The sequence below is a fragment of the Aliiroseovarius sp. S1339 genome (genome assembly GCF_023195695.1).
Classification (GTDB): Bacteria; Pseudomonadota; Alphaproteobacteria; order Rhodobacterales; family Rhodobacteraceae; genus Aliiroseovarius.
Map to the genome: position 1 here is coordinate 531,478 of NZ_JALPQG010000001.1, position 12,705 is coordinate 544,182.

At 58.0% G+C, this 12,705-nt stretch carries 13 protein-coding genes; 8 read left to right on the forward strand and 5 right to left on the reverse strand.

Going from position 1 to position 12,705, the window contains the following annotated elements; translation table 11 throughout:
- Positions 1-28: 28 nt before the first annotated feature.
- Positions 29-814 carry a hypothetical protein gene (locus MUY35_RS02445; protein WP_248363663.1) on the forward strand — a complete coding sequence of 262 codons (786 nt, stop codon included), beginning with the start codon at positions 29-31 and terminating at the stop codon, positions 812-814.
- Between the two features lie 41 nt (positions 815-855).
- Here the strand turns inward: MUY35_RS02445 and MUY35_RS02450 are convergent, their stop codons facing one another.
- The gene (locus MUY35_RS02450) at positions 856-2,157 is read right to left on the reverse strand and encodes a divergent polysaccharide deacetylase family protein (RefSeq protein WP_248363665.1); all 1,302 of its coding nucleotides are present in this window, start codon (positions 2,155-2,157) and stop codon (positions 856-858) included.
- A gap of 131 nt (positions 2,158-2,288) precedes the next feature.
- On the opposite strand from MUY35_RS02450, the gene MUY35_RS02455 reads away from it, so the two are divergent.
- From MUY35_RS02455 to lexA, 6 genes are all read left to right on the forward strand, one after another.
- The gene (locus tag MUY35_RS02455; protein ID WP_248363666.1) at positions 2,289-2,870 is read left to right on the forward strand and encodes an aminodeoxychorismate/anthranilate synthase component II; all 582 of its coding nucleotides are present in this window, start codon (positions 2,289-2,291) and stop codon (positions 2,868-2,870) included.
- On the forward strand, positions 2,867-3,883 hold the full coding sequence (gene trpD, locus MUY35_RS02460) for an anthranilate phosphoribosyltransferase (RefSeq protein WP_248363667.1): 1,017 nt from the start codon (positions 2,867-2,869) through the stop codon (positions 3,881-3,883). Before MUY35_RS02455 ends, trpD begins: the two co-directional genes overlap by 4 nt.
- 46 nt (positions 3,884-3,929) lie before the next feature.
- Entirely contained in the window at positions 3,930-4,730 is an 801-nt protein-coding gene (gene trpC, locus MUY35_RS02465; RefSeq protein WP_248363669.1) for an indole-3-glycerol phosphate synthase TrpC, read from the forward strand.
- Entirely contained in the window at positions 4,727-5,224 is a 498-nt protein-coding gene (moaC, locus tag MUY35_RS02470; RefSeq protein ID WP_248363670.1) for a cyclic pyranopterin monophosphate synthase MoaC, read from the forward strand. The genes trpC and moaC overlap by 4 nt, the downstream gene beginning before the upstream one ends.
- The gene (glp, locus tag MUY35_RS02475) at positions 5,224-6,396 is read left to right on the forward strand and encodes a gephyrin-like molybdotransferase Glp (RefSeq protein WP_248363671.1); all 1,173 of its coding nucleotides are present in this window, start codon (positions 5,224-5,226) and stop codon (positions 6,394-6,396) included. The genes moaC and glp overlap by 1 nt, the downstream gene beginning before the upstream one ends.
- Before the next feature lie 157 nt (positions 6,397-6,553).
- Positions 6,554-7,252, forward strand: a complete 699-nt coding sequence (gene lexA / locus MUY35_RS02480; RefSeq protein WP_248363673.1) for a transcriptional repressor LexA — start codon at positions 6,554-6,556, stop codon at positions 7,250-7,252.
- Between the two features lie 81 nt (positions 7,253-7,333).
- Here the strand turns inward: lexA and phaR are convergent, their stop codons facing one another.
- The 3 genes from phaR to phaC all read right to left on the reverse strand — a co-directional run bounded on the left by phaR (position 7,334) and on the right by phaC (position 10,465).
- Positions 7,334-7,903 carry a polyhydroxyalkanoate synthesis repressor PhaR gene (gene phaR / locus MUY35_RS02485; protein ID WP_248363674.1) on the reverse strand — a complete coding sequence of 190 codons (570 nt, stop codon included), beginning with the start codon at positions 7,901-7,903 and terminating at the stop codon, positions 7,334-7,336.
- A 188-nt stretch (positions 7,904-8,091) separates the two neighbouring features.
- Positions 8,092-8,535, reverse strand: a complete 444-nt coding sequence (locus tag MUY35_RS02490; RefSeq protein WP_248363676.1) for a phasin, PhaP — start codon at positions 8,533-8,535, stop codon at positions 8,092-8,094.
- Between the two features lie 136 nt (positions 8,536-8,671).
- Positions 8,672-10,465 (reverse strand): class I poly(R)-hydroxyalkanoic acid synthase, encoded by a 1,794-nt coding sequence (phaC, locus tag MUY35_RS02495; protein ID WP_248363677.1) that lies wholly within the window; start codon positions 10,463-10,465, stop codon positions 8,672-8,674.
- 104 nt (positions 10,466-10,569) lie between these two features.
- On the opposite strand from phaC, the gene phaZ reads away from it, so the two are divergent.
- Entirely contained in the window at positions 10,570-11,889 is a 1,320-nt protein-coding gene (phaZ, locus tag MUY35_RS02500; RefSeq protein WP_248363678.1) for a polyhydroxyalkanoate depolymerase, read from the forward strand.
- 71 nt (positions 11,890-11,960) lie between these two features.
- Here the strand turns inward: phaZ and MUY35_RS02505 are convergent, their stop codons facing one another.
- Positions 11,961-12,674 (reverse strand): alpha/beta fold hydrolase, encoded by a 714-nt coding sequence (locus tag MUY35_RS02505; RefSeq protein WP_348984492.1) that lies wholly within the window; start codon positions 12,672-12,674, stop codon positions 11,961-11,963.
- Between the last annotated feature and the right edge of the window lie 31 nt (positions 12,675-12,705).

A 12,705-nucleotide genomic window follows, 5' to 3' on the forward strand; every position in this document is an offset into this window, starting at 1 on the left:
GCGCGCCAACTGGCCCTAGACTTTGCGCATGATGTTTATCGCCAGCAACCAATTGGAGCTTCTGCTGTCCCTTTTTGTCGTCGGCGCGATAGGGACTGCATTTCTGTTTCGCAAACCCGCTGGCCACAGCGCTTGGAAATTCGCAGATCTGGTCTGGGTGGTGTTGGGGGGTATTGGCGCGTTAGTGGCCATTGTGGCAGGGTTATATACCGCCGATAGTTCACGGCTGGACCGGCAAATCGACCTGGCTTACAGCGCAACCGCCGCATTTGATCGCGATGCCGCACGATTCAGGCTGAGGTTTTGCGAAACGGCCAGCACCACCAACATGATGACTTTGTGCGAAAAAGTTGAGTTTCTTTCTGCATCTACTGCCGCAAATTCTGATCTGCCGCTGTTTATCGCCGTTACTGACGAGGTGGCACCGCTTGCCGGTCTGAGTTTTCTGTTTGGCAATCGCGGTGCCGAAAAATCTGCGGGCGAAGACGATATGCGCCAGATGGTTGGTCGTCTGGAAGCCTTTGATGTTGAAAGATTCTTGGTTTTCGCGGCGCTTGACGACAAAACCAAAGAGGCCGTCGAAAAGACCCGACTTGCAGCGCCATCCATCGCCGCTGACTATCTTATCATCGCGCAAAGCTATGATGATTTGATCGAGCAGGTTGGCAAGCTGAAGGACGAATGGGAATACTTACAGTCGCATTCCAGTATTTTGGTCCTTCAAATCCTTGCGCTTTGTCTGGTCAGCTTTGCCGCGCCCTTCCGATTGGGCAAGTCGATTGTAGAGGTCAGGGCAAGTATGATGAGAAGATAAGACCCTTCAAATACGGTTCGAGCCGCGCCAATCCATCCTATCTATCCGCCCAGAAGCAGCGCCGAGATCGGGGCCATGGCGACAGATTTCACCCGATTGCCAAGGCTCCATTCGATCAGGGCTTGCAGGGTTTCAACCCGCGCCTGACCCATCATGATCACACCGTTTTCCTGACCGGCCTTGAAGGCTGCGTTGTCCAGAAAGCGGCGCATAACTTTGCCATCCTGCCCTTCGCCATCCAACTCGCGGAACACGATACCGGATGCGACGCCGGTTTTCAGGGCGGTTTTATGTCCGGTGTTCAGGCCTTGTGGCTCGGACACCAGACCGTGACCGCTGGCGACCAAAATCTGCGAAATCTGAGCGGCAAGCTGGCTGTCACTTTGAAACCCACTGTCTTCAGCCATGAACACGGCCACGGCCTGGTCCAGCAGCGGAGCTTGTGCCTGAAAGATAACCTCGGCGTCGGTTGGGGTCGCGCCAGCGGGCAGTGTCGGCACAATGATCACCTCGGCCCCGGCGTCGCGATAAAAGGCGATAGCTTCGGCGGCATCATCCGCGCCTGCCTCTACGATAAAGCTGATCGGGAAGGGCACGTTTTTCAAATCGCCAAGCGACTGGCGGTCAGCGCCTTGATCCATCAGCACCACCGACATCAATGGGCGCCCGTCGGGATTTGTGAACTCAGCCGCATTCATATCAATTGCCAGCGTCGTCACATCAGCCAGAACAGGACCAGGATCTGCAGCGTCCGCGTCACCATCGGCATCTGGCGCATCAATGGTTGGCAGGCGGTTGGTTGTCACGCCTTCAGCCAGATCGCCAATGGGGGCCACCGGGTCGCTTTTGATCTGAGGTGTGTTGGCCAGATCAGGAATGGTTTGGGGAATGTCGGGCGCTGGACTTTCTTCGCCAGCGCCGGCGGCCTCGTCCGTATCCGCTGCGTCCGGTTGGTCCGCTTCCGGCGCGGCTACAGCAGGTGCAGCGGCAGGCGCATCGGTTTGAACCGGCGCGCTGTTGTCTGGCGCAGTCGGCTCTGGCGGTGCGGCAGGTGCGTCCGGCACCGGCACTGCGTCATCGGCTGTGGCATCAGGCGACACTTCGGCGCTGTCCACGTTCGATGGCGCATCCGGCGCGCTGATTGCATCGGGCGGCGTGTCATCGACCTCGGGCGCGTCCGGGCTAACTGCCGCAGCCTCATCACTTGGGGCTCCGTCTTGATCGACAGGCGCAGGGGCAAACCGACCCGGCTGCACTGGGGCAAGTTGCAGCGATACAACGCCCAAACCAACGACCGACACAACCGATCCCAACAACACACCTGACAGGAAGCCTTTTGCCATGGCTTACTCTCCTCGAAACCTCATCCTTTGCACGCGCCGCTCTTGACCGTCGGTGCCTGCGTGGATCATGTATAGCCCGACAAACGCGGGACGTAACCCCTGCTTAGACATTCTTGGTGAAAGGCCGCACAATGATCTTGCTGATCGATAATTATGACAGTTTCACCTACAATCTCGTCCATTATTTCGGAGAGTTGGGGGCAGATGTTGTGGTCAAACGCAACGACGCGTTGGATGTGCAAGAGGCGATGGGCATGGGCGCGGATGGAATCGTTCTGTCCCCCGGCCCCTGTGATCCGGCGCAGGCGGGCATCTGTCTGCCCCTGACCGCCGCCGCCGCCGAAGCAAAAGTGCCGCTGTTTGGGGTCTGTCTTGGTCATCAGGCGATTGGCGAGGCGTTCGGCGGCAAAGTCGTGCGTGCGCCCGAGATCGTGCATGGTAAGATTGGCGAGATTCTACATCAGGGCAAAGGGGTGTTTCATGGCCTGCCATCGCCGTTGCAGGGCACCCGTTATCATTCGCTGGTCGTAGATCGCGACACCCTGCCCGACTGCCTTGAGATCACCGCCGAGCTGGACAATGGTCTGATCATGGGCCTGCGCCACAAGACGCTTGAGGTCGAAGGCGTGCAGTTTCACCCGGAAAGCATCCGGTCCGAGCACGGGCACAAGATGCTGGAAAACTTCCTGAACAGAACGAAGGTGTCGGCATGAGTGACGCGATGAAAACCCTGATCTATGCCGCGACCGAAGGCCCCCTGTCCCGCGCGCAGGCCGAGCTTGCCTTTGAAGAACTGTTCGATGGTCGAGCAACCCCTGCCCAAATCGGCGCGCTCCTGGCCGCGATGCGGGCGCGTGGGGAAAGCGTCGCGGAATACGCCGCCGCTGCCGCTGTCATGCGCGCCAAGTGCGCCAAGGTCAGCGCCCCGGACGGTGCGATGGACATTGTCGGCACGGGCGGCGACGGGATGGGCACGCTGAACATCTCGACCGCGACGGCCTTTGTCGTGGCGGGCGCGGGTGTGACGGTCGCCAAGCACGGCAACCGCAACCTGTCGTCCAAATCCGGCGCGGCGGATGCGCTGACCGAGATGGGCGTGAACGTCATGGTCGGTGCTGATGTGGCCGAACGCGCGATCAACGAGGTCGGCATCGGCTTCATGATGGCGCCCATGCACCACCCGGCGATGAAACATGTGATGCCCGTGCGGCAGGAAATGGGGTGCAAGACGATCTTCAACATCCTTGGCCCCCTGACCAACCCGGCCGGTGTCAAACGCCAACTGACCGGCGCCTTTGCCGCCGACCTGATCTTTCCGATGGCGGAAACGCTGCAATCACTGGGATCAGAGAAAGCATGGCTGGTGCATGGGGCGGACGGGATGGACGAAATCTCGATCACCGGGGTGACGTCTGTGGCAGCCCTTGAGGATGGCAAGATCCATGCGCGCGAAATTCACCCCGAAGATGCGGGGCTTCCGGTGCACCGGCTTGCGTCTATCCTTGGTGGAGAACCAGCCGAGAATGCCGTCGCCTTCCGCGCATTGCTGGCGGGCGAGGCATCCGCCTTTCGCGATGCAGTGCTGCTGAATTCCGCCGCTGCTTTGGTGGTGGCTGACAAGGCGGGCGACCTGAAATCCGGTGTTGAAATGGCCGCTGACAGTATCGACAGCGGGGCCGCGAAAGCAAAGATCGAAGCACTGGCAAAGCTGACCTCGGCGGCGTGACATTCCACGCCTTGCCCCCCAGCGCACGAAGGCATAAACCAAGACCATGAGCACTGTTTTAGACAAGATCAAAGCCTACAAGCTGGACCATGTGGCCGCGTGCAAAGCAGCCCGCCCCCTGTCCGAGGTTGAGGCCGCCGCCCGTGACGCTTCCCCCACGCGGGGCTTTGCCGCCTTCCTGATGAAGGCTGCTGAAACAGGCTATGGCCTGATTGCCGAAGTCAAGAAGGCCAGCCCGTCCAAAGGCTTGATCCGCGCCGATTTCAACCCGCCCGCATTGGCCCGCGCCTATGAGGCTGGCGGCGCGACTTGCCTGTCGGTTCTGACGGACACACCGTCCTTTCAAGGCGCGGACGAGTTCCTTATCGCAGCCCGTGCGGCGGTCAGCCTTCCTGCCCTGCGCAAAGACTTCATGTATGACACCTATCAGGTCGCTGAAGCGCGCGCTTTGGGCGCAGACTGCATCCTGATCATCATGGCATCCGTGGAAGACGCGCAAGCGCAAGAACTTGAGGACGCGGCCTTTTCATGGGGCATGGACGTTCTGATCGAGGTGCATGACGAGGACGAACTTGACCGCGCCCTTGCATTGAAATCCCCGCTTCTGGGCGTCAACAACCGAAACCTGAAGACGTTCGAGACGTCGCTCGACACCACCCGCCGCCTGTCGAAATTAGCCCCCGCCGACCGTCACCTTGTGTGCGAAAGCGGGCTGTCGACACCGCAGGATCTGGCGGATATCGCCGAATATGGCGCGCGGTCCTTCCTCATCGGCGAAAGCCTGATGCGGCAAGACGATGTTGAGGCTGCGACCCGAAACCTCCTCGCCAACCCGGTGCCCGCATGAGCGACAAATCCCCCCTCACCCATTTCGACGACGACGGGCAGGCCCATATGGTCGACGTGTCCGACAAGGCTGTGACCGACCGGGTTGCGCTGGCGGAAGGCTTTGTGAAAATGACGCCCGAGACGCTGGCGTTGGTTACGTCGGGGAGCGCCAAGAAAGGCGACGTGCTGGGCGTGGCGCGGCTGGCCGGGATCATGGGGGCGAAACGCACCTCGGACCTGATCCCGCTGTGCCACCCACTGCCCATCACCAAGGTCGCGCTAGACCTGACCCCTGCCCCCGACCTGCCTGGCGTGCGGATCACCGCGACCGTCAAGACTGGCGGGCAAACGGGCGTCGAGATGGAAGCGCTGACCGCCGTATCCGTCGCCTGCCTGACCGTCTATGACATGCTGAAGGCCGCGGAAAAGGGGATGGAAATCACCGGCATCCGCCTGCTGCGCAAGGAAGGCGGAAAATCCGGGATTTACACGCGGGATTCTGGGGCAAGCTGATGATCACTGTGACCCAGGCGCTGGACGCCATCTTCGATCTTGTCACGCCACTGGACAGCGAAGAGGTGACGCTGGCCGACGCCGCTGGTCGCGTGCTTGCGGCCCCTGTTACCGCGACCCGGCTGCAACCTCCTTTTGCCGCGTCCGCCATGGATGGCTATGCGCTGAACGGGGTCGAAGCTGACCCCGAGGCGATGTTCCGTGTCATCGGCGAAAGTGCGGCGGGGCATGGGTTTGGCGGAAAAGTCGGCCCCGGCGAATGCGTGCGCATTTTCACTGGCGCACCAATGCCTACCGGCGCGGATCGCGTGATTATTCAAGAGGATGTCGAGCGAAAGGGCGACCTGATCACACTGGCGCGCAAGCTGGACCAAGGCCCGCATGTGCGCCCCGCCGGTGCTGACTTTGCGCCCGGCGACACGATCCCCGCCCCCCGCGTTCTGTCGCCTGCTGACCTTGCATTGGCTGCGGCGATGAACGTGCCCGAACTGACCGTGACCCGCAAACCTCAAGTGGCGCTTCTGGCCACGGGGGATGAGCTTGTGATGCCCGGTGAAGCCCCCGGCCCGGACCAAATCATCGCGTCCAACAGCTTCGGTCTGAAGGCCTTGATCGAGGCCAATGGCGGCCACGCCCGCATGTTGCCCATCGCGCGCGACAACGCAGACAGCCTGCGCACAGCCTTTGAACTGGCCTCGGACGCTGATCTGATTGTGACCATTGGTGGCGCGTCCGTGGGCGATCACGATCTGGTCGGCGACGTGGCGGCCGGACTGGGCATGGATCAGAGCTTTTACAAAGTGTTGATGCGCCCCGGCAAACCCCTGATGGCAGGGCGGATCGGGAACGCTGCAATGATCGGACTGCCGGGCAATCCGGTCTCATCAATGGTGTGCGGTCATGTTTTTCTGGTGCCAGCGTTGCGTGCCATGTTGGGCTTGGGCGCGGCCCCTGCGCCTCGTCGAACCGCCACGCTGACAGCCGCCGTAAAGGCCAACGGGTCACGCGAACATTACATGCGCGCGCGCGTTGATGGGGGCGAAATCACCATATTCGAAAGCCAAGACAGCGCCTTGCTGAGCGTGCTGGCGCAGGCCAACGCCTTGGCGATCCGCCCCCCGTCCGACTCGGAGCGGGTTGCGAGCGACCAGCTCGAATATTTGCCTATTTGACACGATCAAAACCCAGACCTCTCACCCCTGACGTGTATGCTTGACACAAAAAGGGAACAGGGATAGAACATTGCTTGAACGCCCCGCAACGAGGGCGGTCCAAAACCATCGCCCCAAAGGGCGTCTTTGGATCAAAGTATGATGGAGGTGCGAGAGCATGTTGACGCGCAAGCAGTTGGAACTGTTGGATTTCATTAATAAACGGATTCAACGCGAAGGTGTTCCCCCATCATTTGATGAAATGAAAGAGGCGCTCGACCTGCGATCCAAATCCGGGATCCACCGTTTGATCACCGCGTTGGAAGAACGTGGCTTCATTCGTCGCCTTGCCCATCGTGCCCGCGCGATTGAGATCGTGAAACTGCCCGAGCCGTTGGAGAATTCCGGTCGCGCAGGGTTTGAACCACGTGTGATAGACGGTCACCGGCCTGATCGCACCCCGCCAGCCGCAATTCCCTTGGAAGGTCTGGGCGTCAGCGACCTTCCCTTGATGGGCCGCATTGCCGCCGGTGAACCGATCGAGGCGATCACCGACGGTGCACAGCACGTGTCAGTGCCCGAAACAATGCTCGCAACTGGTGGACGCCACTATGCGCTTGAGGTCAAAGGTGACTCGATGATTGATGCCGGGATCAATAACGGCGACGTTGTGATCATCCGTGAAACCAGTCAGGCCCAGAACGGCGATATCGTCGTGGCGCAGGTAGACGGGTATGAGGCGACTCTGAAACGGTTTCGCAAAAATGACGGGATGATCGCGCTGGAAGCGGCCAACCCGGCCTATGAAACACGCCTGCTGCCTGAAGGTCAGGTGAAGGTTCAGGGCAAACTGGTTGGCCTGATCCGCACCTACTGATCGGCGGATTAATCTGGATGGAAATGACTAAGGGACGCGGCTAAGACGCGTCCCTTTTTGCTTGCCGACCACGTTTTCGCGTCAGCCAAGGCCCGACAGCTTCTTTTGCAATTCAGCCAGTTGTTTTTTGATGGCATCCAGCTCGTCGCTTGACCCATCATTTTTTTTCTCAGATGCATCATCTTCTTCATCCGAAGATGAGGACGCGCCGGAATATCCGCCCATCATCGCCTTCATAAAGGCCTCTTGCTGCGCTTGCATCACCTCGAACCCCGGCATCTTAGATAAGGGGTTTCCCATCGGCCCAAGGCTGCCCAGCATTTTGGATTGCCCGTCGCGCAGCATTTCAAAGCTGGCGGCCAGAAACTGCGGCACAATGCTTTGCGCCTGCGTGGTGTAGGACCGCACCAGATCGGTCAACACATCCACGGGCAAAACACTTTCCCCGCGGCTTTCATGTTCGGCAACGATCTGCAGCAGGTATTGCCGCGTCAAATCATCACCCGACTTTAGGTCGATGATTTGCACTTCGCGACCATCGCGGATGAATCTGGCGATATCCTCCAACGTCACGTAATCGGACGTCTCGGTGTTATATAGGCGCCGACTTGCATAGCGTTTGATCAGCAGCGGTTCTTGTTTCTGTGGCATGATACCTCCCTGCAGCAATTTCTTGTTGCTGCACTGCAAAATCCTAACAGCGCAAGCATCAAAGGCAAGCCTTTTTGATCAAAGTTTACGTGAGGGGGTGTTGCGCGCTGCATAAGAAAAAAGGGCGAGCACAAGGCTCGCCCTTCTCGAATAGGCCGGACGCAGAGTTTGTATCCGGTGAAATTCGCTTACTTAGCAGTCGCTTTTTTAGCGGCAGCTTGTACTTCGTTGGTTGCTTTTTTGACAACAGCCTGAGCTTCGTCGCCCATTTCTTTGCCAGCAGCCATCATCAGTTCAACAGTTTCAGCTTGAACTTTTTTAGCAACTTCAGCGAAAGCAGCCATGTTTTCAGCTGCCAGCTCGGCCTGAGCCGAAGCGAAGTCGGTTACGGCTTTGCCATAATCAGCAGCTTCTTCTTTAGCAGTCGTTACGTCGCCCATTTTGGCCAGAGTTTCTTTGGTCCATTTGGTCGAGATTTCAGCCGATTTGTCTGCAGCTTGCAGAGCAACTTTCGACATTTTTTCGGCCAGAGCAGCTTGGTTTTTGAAAGCGTCTTGTGCGACCGACATGTCAACGGGGAAGTTGCCCAGCATGTCTTGGAACATTTTGGTGAAGTCTTGTGTCTTAGTCATTGTCGTATCTCCGAGGTTTCGCGCCGGGGAGGAGGTCGGCGCCTGAATTTCTTACTAACGACAATATGCATGCTGCAGCGCAGCAAATCAAGCTTTTTCTGCACTGCAGCATAAAGCAATTATAAGTTGTTGAAAATCAGGTGTTTGGTTTCGCAACAACATAGGTTCCGGGGGCAGGTGCCAAGGGTTTGTGCGACGAATCGCCGACTTCTCTGGCCTCAATCTCCTTGCCCGAACGCTTGCTAAGCCACGCATCCCAACGCCCCCACCACGAGCCTTCGTTGAAGGTCGCCCCCTCCATCCAGTCCCCGGAGGCTGCCGGCCATTCCTCGTTGGTGTAGTGGCCATACTTCTTTTTCGACGGCGGATTGACGATCCCTGCGATATGGCCGCTTTGCGACACAATGAAGGTTTTGTCCTTCGAACCCATCTGGCGCATACCGTCATAGGACGATTTCCAAGCGGCGATATGGTCCGTCTCGCAGGCGATGGCGCACAGAGGAACATCCACATCCTCGATCGACAGGTGCTCATCCAGCAGAAAGAAATCGCCCTTTGCAAACTGGTTGCCCTGACACAGGCCACGAAGATATTCGACCGTCATCTTTGCGGGCAGATTTGTGCTGTCTCCGTTCCAATACAGAAGGTCAAACGCGGGTGGTGTCTTACCCAACATATAGCTGTTGATGGCAGGGCCATAGATCAGGTCGTTTGGCCGCAGATACGAGAAGGTGCGCGACATGAAGAAACTGTCCAGATAGCCCCGTTCGGCCACTTCTTCCTCGATCCCGCTGACGAAGTCTTCATCAAGGAAAACACCCACTTCGCCCTGATCCGAGAAATCGGTCAGAGTCGTGAAGAAGGTCGCGGAGTTCACCGATTTGTCGCCGCGCTTCTTCATCAGCGACAAGGTCAGCGATAAGGTCGTTCCGGCGATACAATAGCCAACCACATTGACCTTTTTCTGGCCGGTGATCGCCTTCACTTCGCGCATGGCCGCCAAATACCCGTCTTCGATGTAGTCGCCCAGACCAACGTCCGCATAGGACGCATCCGGGTTCACCCAACTGACCACAAACAGGGTATAGCCCTGATCAACGATCCATTTGATCAGGCTGTTTTGTTCTTTCAGGTCCATAATGTAAAACTTGTTGATCCAGGGCGGGAAGATGATCAACGGCGTCGTGTGCACCTTTTCAGTGGTGGGTGCATATTGAATCAGTTCCATCATCCGGTTTCGAAAAACCACCTGCCCCGGCGTGGTTGCGATATTTTTGCCAACTTCAAAGGCGCTTTCATCAACCAGCTTCACCAGCAGTTCGCCGTCATTGGCCTCTAGATCTGCGACGAGGTTTTCCAGCCCCTTAACCAGCGACTGACCTTTCGTCTCCACCGCGCGTTCCATCGCATCGGGGTTGGTCGCCAGAAAGTTCGTTGGGCTCATCATGTCCATGATCTGATGGCTAAAGAACTCGAACCGTTTGGTGTCTTCGTCATCCAGCCCCTCGACGTTCTTCAGAGCGTCCTTCATCGTCTGCGTTGTGATCTGATACTGTTGCTTGATGTAGTTGTAATAGGGATGCGAGTCCCACAGCGGGTTCGAGAAACGGCGATCTTTGGGAGTCTTATCCTCGGGCGGTTTGAATTCACCGCTGGCCAACGCGGCCTGCGCTTCGATCGCGTGCTCAAGTGCTTTGCCCCAATAGGACACTTGGTGCTCGAACATTTTCGATGGATTGGCCATCATATCTGCCCAGATCGTTCCGGCAGTTTTCATATAGAAATCCTGCCCCGGCGCCTGCAGGCTGGACCGCACGGTTTTTCGATTGGCTATGATGTTCGCCAGACGTTTTGACAGCTCTTCGATACGGGCGAGGTTGTGGTTTAGTTCACTCAGTTCCTGGCCTTTGTTATCGTGGTCAGTTGTCATGAAACGAATTCCCCCCTATGGTTTCTGCAGGTGCAGCATCGAATTATCTGCATATGACACCGACTATGCGAATGCAGCGCGCAAAAATCAAAGGCTAATATCATATGCGTTATATGGCGACCTATGACCTGATGGAGACGATCCGCAACACGAATCAGTGGCTGGGGGCAACCGCCGCAGCCATGGGTTCGTATCCGGCGACGGCCTTGGTGCCGAACCCGTTCTTCCAAATTCTGGCGGCGTGGGGCGAGGTCACAGAGCGCAGTTTTGACCGCATGGTCACAAAACCCGACTGGAACATCGAAAACGTCGTCGGCGAGGATGGGCGCGATCATGTCGTCCAGATCGAAAAGCTGGTTGAAAAACCCTTCGGCGACCTGATCCATTTCAAGGTTATGGGGCGTCCTGAAAAGGAACGTCGCATCCTATTGGTGGCGCCAATGTCCGGCCACTATGCCACGCTTCTGCTCAAGACCGTTGTCAGCCTGCTGCCCGATGCCGAGGTGTATATCACCGATTGGCACAACGCGCGCGACATCCCGGTCAGCCAGGGCAAGTTTGATATTGAGGACTACACCCTTTATCTGGTTGATTTCATGCGCCATCTTGGCCCCGACATCAACGTTGTCGCGGTGTGCCAACCGGCCCCGCTGACGCTGGCCGCGACGGCCTATCTGGCCGAACTTGACCCAGAGGCGCAGCCGCAAACGCTCACCCTGATTGGTGGCCCGATCGACCCAGACGCCGCCACCACTGACGTGACCGACTTCGGACGTCGTGTAACGATGGGTCAGCTGGAAGAACTGGCAATCCAGCGGGTTGGGTTCAAATACAAGGGCGTGGGTCGGATGGTGTATCCGGGCCTTTTGCAACTGGCGGGCTTTATGTCGATGAACGCCGAAAGCCATTCCAAGGCTTTCTCGGGACAGATCATGCGCGTGGCGAAGGGCGAAGCGTCTGATCACGACAAACACAACCGCTTTTATGACGAATATCTTGCAGTCATGGACATGACGGCCGAGTTTTATCTGACCACGGTCGAACGGGTGTTCAAAAACAGCGAAATAGCCAAGAACGCGTTTATTGTTGACGGCCACAAGATCGACATTGGCGCGATCACCGACGTTGCGGTGAAAACTGTCGAGGGCACGAGTGACGACATCACCGCCCCCGGCCAATGTATCGCCGCTCTGGACCTTCTGACCGGCTTGCCTGAAGACAAGAAAGCCAGCCATGTCGAGGACGGCGCAGGGCATTACGGCATCTTCGCCGGCAAAAGCTGGCGCAATAATATCCGCCCGCTGGTTCTGGACTTTATCGACCAGAACGCCGGACGTCACGCCGCGCTGGCCGCAAAAAAACGGGCAAAGAAAGCCCCTGCCAAAAGCACCAAACTTAAGGTTGTTAGGGCCGTTGGCGAATAAGACTAGCTGGCTGACAATGGAAAGGGCGCGCGGCCTTGCGCGCCTTTTTTTGTTTTATTGCCTACTTTTATTCAATGAAGCTCAGGCGGCAAATCAAGCCAAGCACGCAGGCCGATATTGACCTGCTGTGGCACTTCGACTGTTGGCAGATGTCCGGCTTCTGGCAAGATCACAAGCTCGGCCCCGGGGATAAGCGCGGCCATGATCTCGTGCCGTTTCGGTGGGGTCAGGCCGTCATGTGCGCCGCACATCACCATGGTCGGAATGCGCAATTTCTGTAAGCTGCGTTGGGCATCCGGGCGGCGTTGAAGCGCGCGTGATTGACGCACGAACATCTCGCCCCCCAGCCCATGCGCCATGCTGCGCACCAGCGCGACCACGGTGTCACGACCGTCGCCGGGGGCCAGATTGTCGGGTGACAATGTTTCGTTCATCGCTTCGTCCAACCGCCCGGCACTGGCGCGCACGATCTGGGGTTCGCGCCAAGTTGCCTGCGCGGGCGTGTCGGGCAACGGGGTGGTCGAAATAAGCGCCAAACGGGTCACCCGTTCCGGCGCGCTGCGGGCGATTTCCATAGCAACGATCCCGCCCATACTGATGCCCGCCAACGCAAAACGCGGTGGCAGTTGATCTAATATGTTTGCTGCCATTTCGCGGACCGTCTCGCCAACCACCGGCGGCGCGATGACGACGGTGTGATCACGCGACAAATCGTCGATTTGCGGGCCAAACACCCGCGCATCACACATCATTCCGGGGATCAAAACCACAGGATCTGGCATCATTCGCTCGCTTGTCTGTCTTGCCTCGGTCGCG